Origin of the sequence: Niameybacter sp. (genome assembly GCF_036655075.1) — a bacterium.
Lineage (GTDB): Bacteria > Bacillota > Clostridia > Lachnospirales > Cellulosilyticaceae > Holtiella.
This window is the reverse complement of sequence record NZ_JAVVQU010000019.1, coordinates 1-18,569: the sequence shown is the minus strand read 5'-3', so window position 1 is coordinate 18,569 and position 18,569 is coordinate 1. Positions and strand designations below refer to the sequence as shown.

General features: G+C 37.9%; 16 protein-coding genes. 11 read left to right on the top strand and 5 right to left on the bottom strand.

Features of this window, described 5'->3' with window-relative positions; translation table 11 throughout:
• Position 1: 1 nt before the first annotated feature.
• A complete protein-coding gene (locus RRY75_RS06920; RefSeq protein ID WP_332494071.1) occupies positions 2-1,192 on the bottom strand; it encodes a toxic anion resistance protein in 1,191 nt (396 codons plus the stop codon).
• Positions 1,193-1,216: 24 nt separating this feature from the next.
• Positions 1,217-2,761: a YceG family protein gene (locus tag RRY75_RS06915; protein WP_332494070.1), complete on the bottom strand. Its 1,545-nt coding sequence runs from the start codon at positions 2,759-2,761 to the stop codon at positions 1,217-1,219.
• Positions 2,762-2,956: 195 nt separating this feature from the next.
• On the opposite strand from RRY75_RS06915, the gene RRY75_RS06910 reads away from it, so the two are divergent.
• The 3 genes from RRY75_RS06910 to RRY75_RS06900 are packed head-to-tail and all read left to right on the top strand — an operon-like array spanning position 2,957 to position 7,341.
• Positions 2,957-4,879 carry a PrkA family serine protein kinase gene (locus tag RRY75_RS06910; protein ID WP_332494069.1) on the top strand — a complete coding sequence of 641 codons (1,923 nt, stop codon included), beginning with the start codon at positions 2,957-2,959 and terminating at the stop codon, positions 4,877-4,879.
• 9 nt (positions 4,880-4,888) lie between these two features.
• Positions 4,889-6,064 carry a sporulation protein YhbH gene (gene yhbH / locus RRY75_RS06905; RefSeq protein WP_332494068.1) on the top strand — a complete coding sequence of 392 codons (1,176 nt, stop codon included), beginning with the start codon at positions 4,889-4,891 and terminating at the stop codon, positions 6,062-6,064.
• Positions 6,061-7,341 (top strand): SpoVR family protein, encoded by a 1,281-nt coding sequence (locus tag RRY75_RS06900; RefSeq protein ID WP_332494067.1) that lies wholly within the window; start codon positions 6,061-6,063, stop codon positions 7,339-7,341. Before yhbH ends, RRY75_RS06900 begins: the two co-directional genes overlap by 4 nt.
• A gap of 739 nt (positions 7,342-8,080) precedes the next feature.
• On the opposite strand, the gene RRY75_RS06895 is transcribed toward RRY75_RS06900, so the two are convergent.
• A complete protein-coding gene (locus RRY75_RS06895) occupies positions 8,081-8,791 on the bottom strand; it encodes a TraX family protein (protein WP_332527329.1) in 711 nt (236 codons plus the stop codon).
• Between the two features lie 381 nt (positions 8,792-9,172).
• Between RRY75_RS06895 and RRY75_RS06890 the strand changes: the two genes are divergently transcribed.
• A complete protein-coding gene (locus RRY75_RS06890; protein ID WP_332494260.1) occupies positions 9,173-9,334 on the top strand; it encodes a hypothetical protein in 162 nt (53 codons plus the stop codon).
• Between the two features lie 76 nt (positions 9,335-9,410).
• Positions 9,411-10,406: a hypothetical protein gene (locus tag RRY75_RS06885; RefSeq protein WP_332527330.1), complete on the top strand. Its 996-nt coding sequence runs from the start codon at positions 9,411-9,413 to the stop codon at positions 10,404-10,406.
• A 214-nt stretch (positions 10,407-10,620) separates the two neighbouring features.
• Here RRY75_RS06885 and RRY75_RS06880 read toward each other — a convergent pair whose 3' ends face one another.
• Positions 10,621-11,280 carry a DUF4932 domain-containing protein gene (locus RRY75_RS06880; protein ID WP_332527331.1) on the bottom strand — a complete coding sequence of 220 codons (660 nt, stop codon included), beginning with the start codon at positions 11,278-11,280 and terminating at the stop codon, positions 10,621-10,623.
• A gap of 22 nt (positions 11,281-11,302) precedes the next feature.
• Here RRY75_RS06880 and RRY75_RS06875 point away from each other — a divergent pair, with 22 nt between their 5' ends.
• Positions 11,303-11,560 (top strand): nucleotidyltransferase domain-containing protein, encoded by a 258-nt coding sequence (locus RRY75_RS06875; protein ID WP_332527332.1) that lies wholly within the window; start codon positions 11,303-11,305, stop codon positions 11,558-11,560.
• Positions 11,561-11,729: 169 nt separating this feature from the next.
• Here RRY75_RS06875 and RRY75_RS06870 read toward each other — a convergent pair whose 3' ends face one another.
• Positions 11,730-12,890: an alanyl-tRNA editing protein gene (locus RRY75_RS06870; protein WP_332494263.1), complete on the bottom strand. Its 1,161-nt coding sequence runs from the start codon at positions 12,888-12,890 to the stop codon at positions 11,730-11,732.
• Between the two features lie 143 nt (positions 12,891-13,033).
• On the opposite strand from RRY75_RS06870, the gene RRY75_RS06865 reads away from it, so the two are divergent.
• From RRY75_RS06865 to RRY75_RS06845, 5 genes are all read left to right on the top strand, one after another.
• Complete coding sequence (locus RRY75_RS06865) at positions 13,034-14,389, top strand: MATE family efflux transporter (RefSeq protein WP_332494265.1); 1,356 nt, start codon at positions 13,034-13,036, stop codon at positions 14,387-14,389.
• Between the two features lie 167 nt (positions 14,390-14,556).
• On the top strand, positions 14,557-15,357 hold the full coding sequence (locus RRY75_RS06860; protein ID WP_332494266.1) for an MBL fold metallo-hydrolase: 801 nt from the start codon (positions 14,557-14,559) through the stop codon (positions 15,355-15,357).
• A gap of 28 nt (positions 15,358-15,385) precedes the next feature.
• On the top strand, positions 15,386-15,982 hold the full coding sequence (locus RRY75_RS06855; protein ID WP_332494267.1) for a zinc dependent phospholipase C family protein: 597 nt from the start codon (positions 15,386-15,388) through the stop codon (positions 15,980-15,982).
• Between the two features lie 139 nt (positions 15,983-16,121).
• A complete protein-coding gene (locus RRY75_RS06850; RefSeq protein ID WP_332494269.1) occupies positions 16,122-16,949 on the top strand; it encodes an alpha/beta hydrolase in 828 nt (275 codons plus the stop codon).
• A gap of 195 nt (positions 16,950-17,144) precedes the next feature.
• Positions 17,145-18,569 (top strand): M28 family peptidase (locus RRY75_RS06845; protein WP_332716086.1); only part of this gene is annotated, 1,425 nt, incomplete at its 3' end.

Sequence of the window (18,569 nt, the reverse complement as noted above, 5' to 3'; positions counted from 1 at the left end):
CTTACTTTATATTAAGTTTTTTCGCCATTTCATATTTAAGAGATTCTAAGGTCTTGGTATTGGATTGGCGTGTTAGACGATTTTCCTCTTCGATGGCACGGGTTTGTTCAATGCCATTCATAATGGTTTCCCAAGTCTTTTGCAGGGTTTCGATATGTACAGAACTCCCTGTAGCCATTTTGGCAATACTTGTAGACTGATTGGCCATATTTTGTGCGTTGCGGATAAGGAGCTCATTGGTCTTATCGTCTAGAGCTTTTAAACTTTTAGCTTGCAAGTCTTGTCGTCTAAGCATGACTGCCTGGGTTAAGCATTGTTTGAAGATAGGAAGGGTAATGATAAAAGCAGAATTAATCTTACGTGTTAAGTTGAAGTTGCTGTACTGTATGCCTTGAATCATAGGAATGGTCTGAAGGGCAATGCTTTCAGCTACACGTAGGTCGTAGACACGTTGTTCAAGCATTTCGCCAATACGTCTTAAACTTTCTACATTGGCAAGATCTAGTTGACTACCGCTTTCTATAGCTTTTTGCTCAAACTGAGGAATGAGACCTGTAGTAATTTCCTCAATACCCAGCTCACCAGCTACAATATATTTTTCTAAGTCTTGGTAGTATTGAATATTTACATCATACATGGTTTTTAAGGTGACGTTGGACTTTTCAATATCGAACTCGTATTTTTTTAAAACCATGTAGACTTGATCTACTTCAGAACCCATAGACTCATATTTTTCAAAGAGAGCTTCGACGGAGTTTTTGGCTCTACTGAAGAGTTTACCCAAGAAAGTGGGTTCTTTCACCTCTGCTAGCTCCTGAATGTCAAATCGGTCCATAATTTTGGTCAGTTGGGTAATCATCTCTCCAGCTTCTTCGGCTTTGACTGCTTTCATGGTAGAGAGCAAACTATCGGATACCTTTGAGATGCCAACAGTAGCATTTTGACCAAAGAGAAGGACGCTACTGGGGTCATCTACACGAATTTCTCCTGTTAAGGCTTCGACTTCAGGCAGGCTACGTAGTTTTTCCTTATAAGTTTGGGTAAAGGTGACCACTTCTTCTTGTTTAACAGGTTGTAAGTGAGATGTAGTTTGAGGTTCTAAGGTGATACCTCCAAGGACAGAAGCCTCTAAGTCTACAGGTATAGGGGTAGAGGTAGGGATGGTATTACTTGGATTAAACTGAATCGCCATAATTGATTACTCCTTTATTTAAATTTATTTAAAAAATTTATTGAAAAATGATTTGGACTTGGGTTTTTCGGTTTCTGGATTTTTAAGTTCTAAGTCGTAAGCGAGTTCAGGGAGACGTAAAGTCTTGATATATTGACTAGAGAGCATCATTTCAATGTTATTGGCACCATTTGGACATAAGAGTAGAATATCAAACCCCATCGTATGGAACAGTGCAAGGAGCATACTAGATTGTATAGTAAAAGTGGCACGGTTGTTGATGTATAAGATAAGCTTTGGAATATCAAAGGGGAAGTCATAGCTATCAATTAAATTTAAAAGCGTGTTTTCTAGTGTAAAAGTAAGTGCCATCAATTGCGTGCGTTCTTGGTCAGTGACTTTGAAGTTAAAGAGCTGACTGGCATCTTTTGAAAGCAATTCATCTAGTTTATCCAGAGTGAAGTCTTGGACTTCTGGTCGGAAGGTGAGCATGCTTTTATAAAGGGGATGTGCCTTTACAGCTTCGCGGTTGATGGTCTTATCTGGATTGAGACAATAAGTTAAGCTATAAATATCTCTAGAGGAAAGTTTGAAGGTGTTGGCAAAGTTAGGTTGCGTATAAAAGCAATGACGCTTAGCCCTGCAGAGTCGATGGACGCCTTCAAAATATTCGTTAAGGTTCATATGAACGCCTGAAATCTTGGTGAAGAATACAGGTGGATAGACAACTTGCCCACTTGTTTTAAAGCCAGGACGAAGTCTTGCAGGTTCGTCCCAGTAAGTTTTTATATCTTCCCAGATGGCATTCAAAAGAAGGGGATGTGTTGTTCCTTTTGTGAATTGCCATGGACGGAAAAGTCCACTGTCGGTATACATAAAAGCATCTAATTCATCTGCGGCGTGGCGTGCAGCAGTAGTAATATGGTCAATCACTACACCAGAGGCTGCAAGGTCATCAAAGTCTTCAAAAGATGCGGGATCTCCTAAGACTAGGGTCTGACTCATACCTAGTGTATCAATCATCCCAAAGGTTACATCATGAGTAGGATTGAGGTAGAAAGTATCAAAGCCAATGGCCGCAAGAAGGAGAATAAAGTAGCATTCTTGACGCTTAATAGGTCCATAGAAAATGGCTTTAGGCACTTCTGGCTTAGAGAAGTCTACATTGGCGACATACGTGTCAATAAGTAAGAGTAGCTTAGCAATAAAGAGGTTTTGCTGGTCTTCACTTACAAAATGTTCAGTAGCTAGAGCATGGGGCACAATCATGTCTAGTGCCCTTGCAATATTTAAATTCAATGGGTCAAAACGTGAAAGTTCTAAAGGAGAACGGGTTAAGTTACCAAAGTCTAGGTGAGGTGCTTGAACTTGAAAATGTGCGAGTGACTCTGGAGCATTAAACGTAGGGAGTCCAGCTTTAAAAATTAAAGTTTGATGAAGTGGAGCATTTGCTAGTTGCACAAGACGCGCTAAAAGATCTTTATATTCTTGGGTATGTCCCATCCCCATAAGGTGTCCAAAATAGTTGCCAGGACGTTCGGCTCTTGGAAGTAAGAAATCTGAAAGTAAAGATTGAGACGCTATAATCACAAAATAGGCCCTCCTTTTTGTAGATGATGAGTACTATTATAGCATTTTTTGCAAGGTAATTGAATATAATTTCTGTCTATTTCATGCTAGTAACGAAGTGTGAAAAAATTACACAAGTTTTAATCATGTAAACATACTTTTCACCATATATTTGATAATAAGCAAGAACATACTCTTAAAGGAGTGATAAAGATTATGGTAGATTTTTCTAAAATGATTAAAACTGATAGGAGCACAAGAAAAGAAGATAAATTTGAGGGGACTTTTCTTGAGTACTTACATATTTTGCAAGAGCACCCTGAAGTTTATAAACTTGCTCATAAAAGGATTTATGATCTTATTGTTAAGCAAGGGATGACATCAGTACACACCGAAGAAAATCCAAGACTTAGACGTATCTATGGTAAGGATACCCTTAAGGAATACCACTTTTTTAAAGAAAAATTCTTTGGTATCGATAAGACATTAATGAAAATTGTAAGATACTTACATTCAGCAGCCATGCAAGGTGAAGAAGCCAAACAAGTGCTTTACCTAGTAGGACCTGTTGGGGCGGGAAAATCTTCATTAATTGATTCAATTAAACATTTACTGGAAACAAGTGAACCTATATACGGATTACAGGGATGCCCTATGCATGAAGAACCACTTCATTTAATTCCTAAACATAGTCGTGCTGCTTTTGAAGAAGCGTTAGGTGTTAAAATTGAAGGAGACCTTTGCCCAGTATGTCGATACCGTTTGATTCATGAGTTTAAAGGAAAATATGAAGACTTCCCCATTGAAAAAACGGATTTTTCCATTCGTTCAAGAAAGGGAATCGGGGTAGTACCACCTGTAGATCCTAATAATCAAGATACGTCCGTACTCGTAGGCTCGGTGGATATTTCTAAAATGGACCTTTATCCAGAAGATGACCCACGTGTGCTGTCTCTAAATGGTGCTTTTAACGTAGGTAATCGAGGCATTGTAGAATTTATTGAAGTTTTTAAAAATGATGTAGAGTATTTACACACTATGATTACAGCGACTCAGGAGAAGAATATTCCATCCCCTGGGAAAGGTTCTATGATTTATTTTGATGGTGTGATTTTGGCCCACTCTAATGAAGCAGAATGGAATAAGTTTAGGTCTGACCACACAAATGAAGCAATCTTAGATCGTATTGTTAAAGTTGAAGTGCCTTATTGCCTAGAGCTGAGTGAAGAAATTAAAATTTATCAAAAGATGTTAAAGAGTTCTTATTTTGAAGCCCATATTGCACCTCATACTTTAGAAATTGCTTCTATGTTTGCCATTTTAACCAGGCTAACCCCTTCTAATAAGGTGGATCCTATGACTAAACTGAAGATTTACAATGGGGAAGAAATCATTGAAAAGGGTACGACTAAACGTATTGACATTATTGAACTGAAAGAAGAAGCAGATAGGGAGGGCATGACCGGTATTTCTACACGTTTTATCTCAAAAGCATTGGACGTAGCGCTCTCCGAGTCTGAATATGACTGTATCAATCCTATTAGTTTAATGGAAGTCTTACTGCGTGAGATTAAGGAAATGTCTATTTCAGACGAATCCAAAAAACGTTATTTAGGCTTCTTACAAGATACCATTAAGAAAGAATATCATAAGATTTTGGAAAAAGAAGTGACAAAGGCCTTCATCCATGGCTACAAAGACCAAGCACAAGATTTGTTCAACAACTATCTTGATCATGCCGAAGCTTGTGTGAATAGAACTAAGCTTAAAGATGATAGTACAGGGGAAGAACTTGCTCCAGATGAAGTCTTTATGCGCTCAATTGAAGAGCAAATTGGGGTCACACAAAGTGGGGCAAAAGGCTTTAGACAAGATGTTACGGCATATATGTTCTCTGTCATTCGTAACGGTACAAGTGTAGATTATACTTCTTATGAACCACTTAAAGAAGCGATTGAGAAGAAGTTGACTTCTTCTGTACGTGAGCTTTCTCGTATTATTACAAAGAGCAAAGTACGAGACAAAGACCAGAATGAAAAATATGATGCGATGGTAGAAGAAATGAAGCAAAACGGTTACTGCGACCACTGTTGTAACGTTATTTTGAAGTATGCGGCCAATAACTTGTGGAAAGACTAGGTGAGGTCTATGGCTATTTTTAAAGAGTTCCAAGCCAATAGCAGAGATCGTAGTGTAGAAGACCGTCGCAGGCATAAAGAGTTAGTGGAAAAGAGTATTAAAGAAAATATTGGCAGCATTATTGCAGAAGAAAGTATAGTGGGGCAGACCAAGAATAAGAAGATTAAAATCCCGATTAAAGGTTTGAAAGAATATTACTTCCGATATGGTAAGAACCAACAAGGTGTAGGCTCTGGAACAGGTAATGAACAAAAGGGTAAGCGTATTCCTAAAGGGGATGAAGAGGGCAATCCAGATGCAGGTAATGCAGAAGGCGAAGACATTTACGAAACAGAGATTACAGTAGATGAGGCCATTCATTATTTATTTGAAGACTTAGACCTGCCTTACTTAGAGCAAAAGAAATTTAAGGAGGTAGAGTCAGAAGATAGTCAGAAAAAGTGGGGGATTCAACAAAAGGGTATTCCACCTCGTCTTTCTAAAAAGCATACGATGATGGCTAAGATTAAAAGGGAGAAGTGCCTTAAGCGAGCAGCAGATGAGCTGAATTTGGACTTAGAGGATACAAGAGTACCTTTCCATGAGGACGACCTGAAGTATTTTAAAAGAAAAGTCAAGATGCAGCGAGACTCCAATGCGGTGGTGGTTTGTATCATGGACACCTCAGGCTCTATGGGGCATACCAAAAAGTATTTGGCAAGGAGCTTTTACTTCTTGTTGTACCAATTTCTAAGGGTAAAATATATCAATGTAGAGATTGTGTTCATTGCCCACACCACCGTTGCCAAAGAGGTGACAGAAGATGACTTCTTCCACCGAGGTGAAAGTGGTGGAACGTATATTAGTAGTGGGTATGAAAAGGCATTAGAGGTCATACAAGATCGCTATCCTCCTGACCTATGGAATGTATATGCTTTCCACTGTAGCGATGGTGACAACTGGGGAGAAGACAACGAAAGGGCTGTAGAGCTTGCCAACAAATTATGTGACACATGCAACTTGTTTGGATACGGAGAAATTAAAATCAGTACGTATACCAGTACCATTATGAATAAATATGTGGAAGAAGTGAAGCATCCCAACTTCTCAGCTGTTAAAATCTTTAAGAAGGAAGATGTATGGAAAGCCTTTGTAGATATGCTAAAGATTGAGCAAAAAGCAAATGAAGGAGGGGATGCTTCATGAATTATTCCTTTCAAGAACTCACCGAATACGATGGTCAAATAGAGGGAATTGCCAAATCCATTGGCCTAGATTACTATGATCAAGAGTTTGAAATCATTAGTTTTGAAGATATGATTTGCTATGAGGCCTATGTGGGTATGCCTTCCCATTATCCTCACTGGAGCTTTGGGAAAAACTATGAACGCATTAAGACCTTATATAATTACAACTTAACGGGCTTACCGTATGAGATGGTCATCAACTCTGACCCGTGTATGGCCTATTTGATGAAGGACAATAGTCTTGTCCTTCAGATTTTAACCATGGCACACGTATATGGGCACAATGACTTTTTTAAGAACAATCGACTGTTCAAATCTTATACTAAGGCAGATTTGACGGTGGATATGTTTAAAAACCATGCAGGACGCATTCGTGAATACATTCAAGACCCTAGCATTGGTTACAAGGAAGTAGAAGAAATACTCGATGCTGCCCATGCCATTAAGCATCACTGTGGGAGTTTCACCAAAAATGGAACCCAGTATGAGGAAAAGATAGAATTGCCTTATGACAATCTCCTAGACTTTTTATGGCGAGAAGGAGACTTAGAGGAGTGGCAAAAGGATATTATCCTGATTGTGATGGAGGAAAGTCGTTACTTTATGCCTCAAATTGAGACTAAGATTATGAATGAGGGATGGGCTAGCTTCTGGCATTACAACATTGTCAATAAGTTAGGCCTTTCCCCAGGGATGCAATTAGAGTTCTTAAAACATCACAACAATGTTATTTGTACCGTACCAGGGCAATTAAATCCATACTTTATTGGGTTTAGAATATGGGAAGATTTGTATAAACGCTTTGACTATGATTTTAAAGAGCTAGCAAGAGTGAGGGAAGTAGAGCGGGACGCCTCTTTCATCCGTAACTATTTGACTTATGATATTGCCAATGCGTGTAACTTATGCGTCTTTGATGAAGAAGAAAGGTACTACGTGGTATCTGAAGTATCTAATGAAGACGGCTGGCGTAACGTACGTAACAGCTTGGCCAACAGCGTTGGGATGGGTGGTATTCCGAATATTGAAGTGGAAGAAGTTCAGCGTAAAGACCACACCTTGGTCTTAAGGCATATTTACGATGGTAGAGAACTTCAACTCTCATATGCCACAGAGACACTCAAATACATCCAAACCTTATGGGGTGGGCGTGTGGTGCTCAAAACTTATTTAACAGGAAGTGAACGCAAGATTATTTGTAATGAAGAGAAGAAAGTACTTATTGAAAATGCATAAGGGTACAAGATAAGGGACTGTCCACAGTGTGGGCAGTCCCTTATAAATCTCCCACCCTCAATCTAATTTTACGGAGTCTAAAAAGTGAGTTAGGAGATTTTTGTAGTTATTTAATGCTATTTGACTTATTTGTGCAACGCATGATGAGGCATATCTTTTTCTCCTAATAAGCGAACAGTACCAATCTGAGCAACATCATGGTTTATTGCAGTGAGATCATATACACGCTGATTCATTGTTGTCTTGAATGTTAAGCCTTTGAGGGCGGTATAATGCTTAACACCTTTCTATTTATTTAAGAATATCACTTTGTGCCTAAGTGCTTTAGTTTGTTTAGTAATTCAGGTCCCCTTTTCTTGTATTCGAATAGTATTTTTGCCATTCCCAAAATGAAGGTAATAATTGATAGAAAAAGTATATTTTCAAAAGCAAAAGCTTTAAAAATATAATAGCCCATCCAAGAAACAATCATCAAAGAAATTATATACAAAATGAACCCACTAAGTAAGAGCTTCCCTTTTTCGAGAGTATTAAAGTAAGTATTCCAATCTTCCTCTGTCATTTTAAACACTTTTTGTCTTACTACAACAAGAACTAAGATAACCCCTCCTAACATATATAATGGTTTTTAAAATGAAATATTCATTTTATAGAATAATGTTATATATATTTCATATTCATGTCATTTCACTTAAGTTGACGGACCAACCTATAATTTTGCATAAAGCTATATGTATAGTTACAGAAATAAGCCGATTAAATAAATAGCTAATAAGTGTGCAGGATAATAAACATAGAAAAAGTACTTGCTTACTTTAACATTAAAGTGTGTTTGACAAAAAATAGGGATGAGTGCCAATGTAGCAAATCCTTGGATATCTATCATCCACCCAAACAAAGAAAACTCCCCACCAGATAGAAAAGGTGTTGCGAGCATACATCCAGTAACAAGGATTGAGAGTAATGGTTTTTGCCTAAATAGATAAAAGAAAACCATGAGTAATACACCACTAATACCATAATCAAAATTAAAAATACTTACAATGGCAAGTACACCTACAAACATCATCCACTTTTTTTGTTCTAAAGTTTTTACGGCTAATGCACCTAAAATAAGTGTAAAGAAGATATTCCATAGTCCTAGATTTTGTAAGTATTCTTGAAAAGTCATAGAAACTCTTAAAGCATAAATAGGCTGTGAAATAATTGCAAAAAGACCTAGTCGCAAGATATACTTCTTAAAATCATGAGTGTATAAGCATCCCACTACAATACAGTAAGCAAAGATAGGAAAAGCAAGTCTGCCTATTATTTGTAAAATAATCATTTCAGGAAAAAGGGATTTGCCTACATGATCTAGGGTCATAGCCAAAATAGCTATAAGTTTCAAAAAATTGCTATCCAAATTCCCTTGAATTTTGGGTGTTTCTTTAGAAATAGTTGTTTCCATAAGAGCTCCTTTGAGGTAAATAATATAACTATGATATAATATTTTTGTTAAGATTAATATTTATAATGATTAAAATTTATTAAGAAGTTGAGAAACATAAATATTTATATAAGAAGGCTGATAGTGAGATTTGTAAATTACTTAGAGAAGAATTTGATAGGGGCAACATATATACGGAAGAAAATTTTGTAAGGAGGTGTAGGGAATATAAACCTTACAAATTTATTGAAAATGAATTAAGTTTTATTCAGGAAGTATTTAAATAAAGGCTGGTGGAACGACAAGCAAATTTTATCTTCCAAATGGATTGAGGAGAGTACTAGAGAACACAGCCGCTGGGGAGAGCTACCCTATGGCTACCTGTGGTGGATTATTCCTGGAGTGAATCAGGATTGCTATGCAGCTTTAGGCGATGGGGGAAATGTAATTTATGTGGCACCCAAAAAGCAAATGGTAGTTGCCATTGCTTCTGGGTTTAAACCACGGGCGAAAGATGCAATTGAATTGATTAGAAAACATATTGAGCCATTGATTCAGAATTGAATATTTTAATGCAATAAGTTATAGTTTAATTAAAGAATAGATGTGTGGGGAAGCATCGATTAAGGGGTGGGGAATAATGAATAAAAATAACCTTAAAAAAGCAGCCGTTGTTTTGGCATTTCTTATGATTACAGTAAATTGCTTGAATACATATAGGATGCAAAGAGAATTAGAATACTTAAGAAGTGAGTGCCAAAATCTAAACAACAGTTTACAAAGAGGTATGGACAATGTGAGTAATAAATTACATGAGGAATATGGCAAAGTAGAAACATTACTCACAAAAGAGCAAAGTATCTTCTCAGAGACCTCCATTGACCTTAAGGGACAAGGCAACAAAATCGTTGTGACAATGAGAGCTATTCCAAAAAAAATGGCAAACACTGAAACCCTTATTGCAAGGATTACAGCAGGTGAGAAAGTTTATGAGCAAGAAGTAGCTTCTAACAATGAGGCAGTCATGCTTATAGGTATGGTTGAGACGATACAGCCTATGTTTATCATTCAATCAGAAGAAGGTGTAAGGCAAGAAACGTTAGAAGAATGCTATACAGGTGGTATTTTTGATGTGAATATGGGAAGTGAATGGGAAGATAGAGACAGTGGCTCAGGGATATCCATGGTGCTCAACCTATGGACTGAAGAAGATGCAAGTACACTTCCTTTTCCTACAGAAGACGTAGAGAAGGCTGAATTTATCATTGTAAATAGTGGAATTGTGGAAGATGGAAATTCAGCACAGGGGCAAAGATATACAGAGGTTGAAAGAGCAGAGCATGCTATTTCCGAAGAAGTGAAAGAAGTTTATTTTGAAGGTGAGCCACAAGGAGAAAGTGTTCCAGCCATGAAAATGTCTCAAGAGGGGCGAAGTGAAATATGCTATAGTGGGGATTTTTCAGAGTATGCCAAAAGAGAAGATGGTATCCTCTATAAAATCTATTTTACACTTACAACAAAGGATGGCATGCAATATGTAACAAGAGATAACCCTGTTGCATCATTTAGTCAGAGCAAGAGGAGTAGCAGTAGAAGTAGCGGTGGTACAACTATTATGCCTTTATTCAAAGAATAGAGACAGGAAAAAGAGTTATAAAAGGGAGATGCCTTTTATAACTCTTTTTGTATAAGCAAAGTGGTTTGTTTTCTATTTGTTTGTTGTACTTGGAGTTGAAGGATACTGCCAGCCAGTTTCATCTTTTAGATAATGGCCTTGGCCTAGAATGGTCTCTCCATGAGCTATGACATAGTCGGTCATACCGTGATTAACAGAATTGATATTCACCAAATCAGCGGATTGTTGAGCGGTATAAATAAGAAGGCCTTTGGGTCGTATTGCTAGGATGAGGCAAGGCAGTGATAAGGCGTAAGTGAGTGCCCTCATAAACGTGGTCACTTACAATTTTATTTGTTGCAACTGTAAACGGCAATTGAACTTGGTATTTTTCTCTATTTGCTTCATAGCTTGCTATTTTGTCAGAGAGCATGTCAATATAAAAGAAACCTTGTCTTTTCTCAGCTTTAAGAGTCTCTTCGTAGAAAGGCATGGTGTCTTCGCTTAAGTTACGTCTTGCTGTAATTGTACGGATAAGATGTTCATTGAGGGAAGTTTCCCAGTTACTATAGGCTAGAATTTCCATTTGCTTGGCAATAGGTGCAAACAGTTCTTGGGACTGGAGAACTTCTTTTTGATAGTGTGTAGTAAGAGGATTGATAAAGGAGTGGCTAAACTCATGCCACACAAGATATTCAAAATTTCGTTTGTCGCCAAATACAGGAAGTTGGTCAACTACACCAATAGGACCTAAAATACTGTAGACATGACTTTCGTCTTTATTTGTTAACCTTGGGCCAAAGCCTCCACCTCTATGTAGTGGTGCTAATATAATGTTGTAACTTGTATTATGCATCCCATAGTAGTTCTCAAGTTGTGTAAAAGAATAACTCATCTATATAGACTAGGGAGGTAATATGTTAAATACATTAAATTCCTTTGAAGATTTAAGTGATAAATCTAAATCAGTTGTTAAAAGCATTTTAGATATAATAAATGATTTTGACAAAAATAATGAACTAGAAGTATTTTTATTTGGAAGTTATGCAAAAGGTAAGGTGCGAGTAGATAGCGACATAGATTTACTCATATTAACCCACCAGACGGGATTGTCTAAAATATTTGGATATAGATTTAAAGATGTATTATGTAGAAGATTTCTATGCATCCAGTAAACAATCTATATTTGAAATGGAAATTGCGAAATATATGATAAAAATTAAATAAGAATAAGTAAATCCTTTTAAATGAGAAAGTCCTACATAACTAGAGTAAAATCTCTAGATATGTAGGACTTTTATTAATAGGGGCTAATCCATACTAATGAAGTAGAAAGTATTGGGACTAGGACAGTGCAGCCTTTACCTTCATAAGGGTATACTCTAGTGCAGACTCTAGGTTACTAGCAGATTTCCCACCGCCTTGAGCAGAGGAGTCTGTACCACCACCACGACCGTCTAGGAGGGTGATGCTGTCCTTAAGGAGGGTGTTCATGCTAACTTGCTTCACATTAGAAGAACACATGAAACAAAGGTGAGACGTCTTGTCACATTTAAGGCCTAAAAGGGCAATGACATTAGGTGTTTTCACTAGCTTGCTGCCTGTAGCTTGAAGCACTTTAGGATCTACATCTTCATAGATTTTTTGAACAATGTGGATGTCGTGCATCTGTGGTGCAGCAGCAATCATGTCTTGAACCTCATAGTCAAGCACTATATCTTTAAGTTGTCTGCTTTCATTTTGGAGGCGGCTACATTCTTTGCGAAGTAAATCAATTTGCTCCACATAGGTGGCATCGTTTGCTTGTAAAGTACGGATAGCACGGCTACCGGCTACAAAGGTGAGACGAAGGCCTCCTTTATGTTTTTCAAACTTTAAGATTTTAATAAGGCCTACCTCTAAAGTTGAACGGGGATGAGTGCCACAACAAGCGCTAAGATCTATGTCTTCTACTTGCACCAGTCTTAATGGCCCGTTTACTTTAGGGAGTGGACTTTTAAGTGGAAGCTTCTTCAACTCTTGCTTCGTTGGATATAAGATAGTGATTTCTAGGTTGTCTTGGATGAGGGCATTGACACGCGCCTCAGCTTGAGTGAGTTGGCCACGTAATAAAACTAAGTCAATATCTAGGGTGCAGGTTTCTTGGCCTAGGTGGAAACTTAAAGTTTTAGCTTGATAGTCCTCGAAGAGGCAAGCAGATAAGAGGTGCTGTGCCATGTGGTGTTGCATATGGTCAAAGCGGCGGTGCCAATTGATGTGGCATTTAGCTTTATGAATTTTGATAGGTTTTTTGTGAGATACATGATAAATACGGTCATTTTCCTCGTACACATAAGTAATTTCACAATCTTCAATAAAGCCTGTATCTGCAGGCTGTCCACCAGATTCTGGATAAAAGGCAGTTTGGTCTAGGACAATATGATAGGTGCTGTCTTTTTCCACCACGTCCACGACTTCGGCTATAAAATTCTTTTGATACGGATTGGCATCATATAGTTTAGACATAGTGTATGCTCCTTTAGTTGATTAGCTTAAGCTTAGCAGAAAGGTGACGTGTTGTAAACGACCTAATCTAAGGTGTACGAATAGCTTTAAATATGGTAAACTTACCCTGTAAAATTTAAGTGTAAATGAGTTGAGGAAAAAGTATGCAGATTACAAGAGAAAAGCAATTTTATAAACTTTTATTAATGACCGCACTTCCAATAGGGGTGCAAAACTTGATTATCTTTGGAATTAGTATGATGGATACATTGATGCTTGGGGCTTTGGGTGAAGTGGCACTCTCTGCAGCAGCACTTGCCAACAATGTATTCTTTGTATTTACGTTGCTCATGTTTGGTCTAGCTGGTGGCTCGAATGTGATGATTGCTCAATATTGGGGCAAAAAGGATGTAGAGTCCATTCACAAGATTTTGGCGATTATGTATCGTACTTGTCTGGTTTTCACCTTTATTTTTATCTTCATTTCAGTCGTATTCCCAAGACAAGTGATGGGTATCTTTACAACAGATGCAGCTGTTATTGAAGGTGGTGCAAACTATTTACGTATTGTAGCCATAGGCTATGGCTTCTATGCCGTTACCAACTGTACGATTATGATTTTGCGTTCCGTGCAGACAGTTAAGATTGCCATGGTGGTATATGTGATTTCATTGGTGGTCAATACCTTCTTTAACTGGGTATTTATTTTTGGAAAGTTTGGGGCACCAGCACTAGGTGTTTCAGGTGCAGCACTCGGAACAGTCATTGCCAGAATTACAGAGTTCACTGTCATTGTTATTTTCATGTTGTACTTCGAGAAGAAGCTCCAAGTCAGGTGGAAAGATCTAAGAAAAGTAGATCGTAGCTTAGTTGGACATTACTTGAAAAATTGTATGCCTGTTGTCTTTAACGAACTTTTATGGTCAATAGGTGTAAGTATGAGTGGGGTTGTTGTAGGCAGACTTGGTACTAATGTAGTGGCGGCTAATAGTATCACCAATATTATTAATCAACTGGTGATTGTTTTTATCCAAGGAGTAAGTAATGCAGGTGCCGCGATTATTGGCAATACAGTAGGGCAAGGAGATAGGCAAAAGGTCAAAGAGTATGCTCATACCATTATTGCCTTTAGTATTGTACTCGGAATAGGTGCAGGCGTTATTACCTATTTTATCAGTCCTTTCATTATTGGAATGTACAACGTCACAGAAGCAACCAAAGCCATTGCCATGGATATTGTCATTGTGACAGCCGTTACAGTCTTTTTCAAATCCTTAGCTATGAATACAATGGTGGGGATTTTAAGAGGAGGTGGAGATGCTACTTTCGTGTTTATTAACGATTTAATCTTTATGTGGCTTATTGCCATTCCTTTTGGGTTCTTGGCAGCCTTTGTATGGAAGCTACCTATTATTGTCGTTTTCTTCATCTTAAGAAGTGATGAGATGCTTAAGGTATTTGCTAGTTTGTGGCGCATCCGAAGTGGTAAATGGATTAAAGATGTCACTTTGATGGGATAAATCTACCTATTAGGATAAAAAGTAGGCTTAGAGCACATAATAGAAAAAATGTCATACATAGGATAAGTGTTTTTATCAGGTGAAGCAGAGGTGTCATGTATACGAATAGAGGCAGATATGATAAACTAATGATATGAAAATTAAGATGACATGAGTGGAGGACTAACATGGATTTTTATTTATGTCCCATAGCAAGTGGGAGCAGTGGAAACTGTACATACTTACAAGCCGATGATGAGAGGCTTTTGATAGATATAGGCATTAGTGGAAAAAAGGTAACTCAAGGGTTAGAAGTGATAGATGTCAACCCAACAACGATTAAGGGAATTCTTATTACTCATGAACATAGTGACCATATAAAGGGGGTAGGGATTATTAGTCGTAAGTATGACTTGCCGATTTATGCAACGGCGCCTACTTGGGAGCGCATGATGGGTGAGAATATGCTAGGCAAAGTGGCAGAGCATAATCAAATCATTATGGAGAAAGACCAACCTTTGATTTTTGGAGACTTAGTGGCAACACCGTATAGTATTTATCACGATGCAGTGGACCCAGTAGGCTATATGTTTACTTATAAGGGTAAGAAAATTGTATTGGCTACGGATATGGGTAAGGTAGACCGTCATATTGTAGAACACTTTTGCAATGCAGATGGCATCTTACTTGAGTTTAACCATGATATTAATATGGTAGAAGTAGGGGCTTATCCTTTCCATCTCAAAAGACGTATATTAGGCGACCATGGACACTTATGCAATGAACTTGCAGCAAAAGTGTTGGCACATATTTATCACCCTAACTTACAATGGGCCATCCTTGGGCATTTAAGCAATGAAAACAATGTACCTGACTTAGCTTATTTATGTGCTAAAAATGCTTTAGCAGAGAAAAATATTGAAATTGGCAAGGACATTCAGGTAACCGTAGCCAAAAGGCATGATATGACACCTATTCATAGAGTATAAGAAAACTTTAAAGAAAGAGGGTAAAACGTTGAAGATTAAAACCCATTATGTGATTGCTTTAGAAGCTTATGAATTGATTAAGCAGTATTTACCAGTGGCCTTTGATGAACGTGCCTTAAAGATTGGCGCAAGTATGCCAGACTTAGCACCTCACAGAAGGTTTAAAGGGCATAATATAAAAATCACAGCTAAAGAATGGAAAGCGTTTACAGACTTTGTGCAGCGAAAACAAGGCACAAAGTTTATGATTTCGTATGCGGCGGGTATGATGAGCCACTATATTAGTGACACTTTTTGCTATGCCCACAATTTCAAAGACCTTTCTTTAAGAGAACACAGAACTTATGAAGTGTACATGAACAAGCAAGCTAAAAGGTTAAGTAATGAATTAGAGATTCAAAAGATTTTGAAGAAGTGGCAAATACTCCGAGAATATGGAGTAGAAAAATACTTTGAGATGGAGAACACTCTTTATAAAAAAGAAGCAGCAAGATGCAGGAATAGGCAAGACCGGGTGCTCTTAGATCTCTATGAAGCCATTGCACATACTGCAGTTTGGATGCTAGAAATTGTAGATGCCTCTTATCCAAGTCATATGAAAGGTATTAGGATGCCACAGGCGTAAATGTAAAAGTTCTATAGAAAAATGAATGGAAATAACAAAAAACTCGTAAGTTATTGAAAAACTTATGAGTTTTTTGTTGAAAAAAATTAGAAAATATTATTTAATATAAAGTATTACTATTTAAATGGGAGGCATAAATATGCTACATACTATTATAAAGCTCGATGAAATTTTTAATGGCTTAAAAGAAAAAGGTCAAGGCGCGCTACTACAAACGTACATTCCGGATAACAGTTCTGAAATTGAAATTGGAAGAAGAAGACCTACGATTATTATTTGTCCTGGAGGCGCCTATTCATTTGCTTCAGACCGAGAAGCAGAGCCTGTTGCACTCCGATTTGTTGCAAAAGGCTATAATGCCTTCGTTTTACGCTACAGTGTAGCACCACATAGATATCCACAACAACTTTTGGAACTCTCAGCAACAGTAGCTTATGTAAGACGCAATGCAGAAGCATTCCATGTAGATGAGGAAAAGATAGCGGTATGTGGATTCTCAGCAGGTGGACATTTAGCAGGGAGTTTAGGTGTACTTTGGCAAGAACCTTTCATTGCACAAACACTAGGGATAAATGCAGGAGAAAACAGACCAGACCGTGTAATTTTAGGTTATCCAGTCATAACAGGAGGAGAGTTTGCACACAGAGGATCTTTTGATAATTTACTAGGGCAGGAGGCTTCCCAGGAGGCACGTGACCAATTATCTTTAGAAAAGCTTGTAAGCCCATCAACGCCTCCTACTTTCATTTGGCATACGTTTGAAGATACTGCTGTGCCTGTTAACAATAGTCTTATCTTTGCAGAGGCCCTAAAAGCTTATGAGATACCGTTTGAATTACATATTTATACTAAAGGTGGTCACGGATTAAGCTTATGTGACGAAACAACAGCTGGACCAGAGCATCCAGGGCTCATTAATCCTCAGGCAGCAACTTGGGTTAAGCTTGTAACAGAGTGGATGCGTTAAGAAAAGGGTATAATTGCATAAAAAATGATAATTATATAGCAATAAATTGATTTAATTTACATAAAATATTTGTTCCAATATTGAACTCGAAGTTAAAATATGGTAATGTAATCCGTGTTAGATTACTAATACTGATATAAAAGATTAGTAATACTAATCTAAAAAACTGAAAATGACAATATGGAGGAACGATAATTGAACAACAAAAGGTTACTAGCATTTGCAACAGCAAGTATATTGGCGATGGGAAGCTTTTATACACAGGTGGACGCTACAGAAGTAGAGTTACAACAAGACAAGAGAGTAGCACAAGCTGTACAGACCTATAACCAGGAGGTAAAAAAAGAGCAGGCGGTTATTGATGCATTAGATATGCAATTTGGATGGGATTTTGCCCTAGAGCTTGGAAAGTTTGGAACAGCAGAAGAAGGCTTTAGAATGGCAGGGACACAAGCCTCCAAAGATGCAGCAGCCTATATTTATAACACGTTTGAATCTTTTGGATATGACCCAGAATACTATGAGTTTCCAGTAGTGGAATGGAACTATTATGGTGCATCCTTAGAAGTTGAAGGACATGAGGCACTAAGTTTGCCAGTTGTACCTTTTGTCAATACCCCAGCAACACCAGAAGGTGGGCTAGAAGCTGAAGTGGTGTACATAGGGCATGGGACAAAAGCAGAGTTAGAAGGTGTGGACCTTACAGGAAAGATTGCCTTACTTGATATGGATGTAGACCAAATGTTATGGCACAACAATGCAGCCCTTCAAGCCAGATTACATGGGGCGGAAGCTGTTATTTTATATTATACAACCTACTATGGTACAGATGAGAGTGGCGAAGCAGGCTTTGTAGGGGATTGGTCAGGAAGAAGAATTGATATTCCGGTCCTTTCTATTCCGCAAAAGTATGGTAAGCAACTTGCTAAACTTGCAGAGGAAAAGACGATTACAGCCACACTAAGTTCAAACGTAACAATGAATGAAGACGGTACAGGGCGAAATGTGGTAACAAAGATTGAAGGGAGTAAATTCCCTGATGAATATGTGGTAGTAGTGGCCCATCATGATGCCTTCTACACTTCTATGCAAGATGACTCCTTACCAGTAGGCATGATGATGACCCTTGCAAAAGCTATGGATGAAGTAGGTTATCAACCTGAACGTAGCCTGCTATTTGTGACAACAGATGCAGAAGAAACAGGAGATATTGATACCTTCTATGACTGGATGATGGGGTCATGGCGTATGATTAATGATAAAATCCAAGAGTGGAATGGGAAAATTGTCAATGCACATATACTTGAGATGATAGGGATGAAAGGTGCCGAGGAACTAGGATTTAGAGCACCAGACATTATGTATCCTTTTGCAATGAGTGTTATTGATGGCTATCAACCAGTAGGGGTACCTAAGGATTACTTAGGGGTAGATAACTTTATTACCACCTCTTCAGATGAGTGGTCATTCTCCTATTTTGGGATACCAACTACACGTACAAGAAATGAAGTAAAGGCAGATGAAGTATACCATACTGCATTAGACAATGAAGCCCATGCGGATTTTGACTTGTTTACAGATAATGTTATCCTTCAAGCAAAAATGCTTCTTAGATTAGAC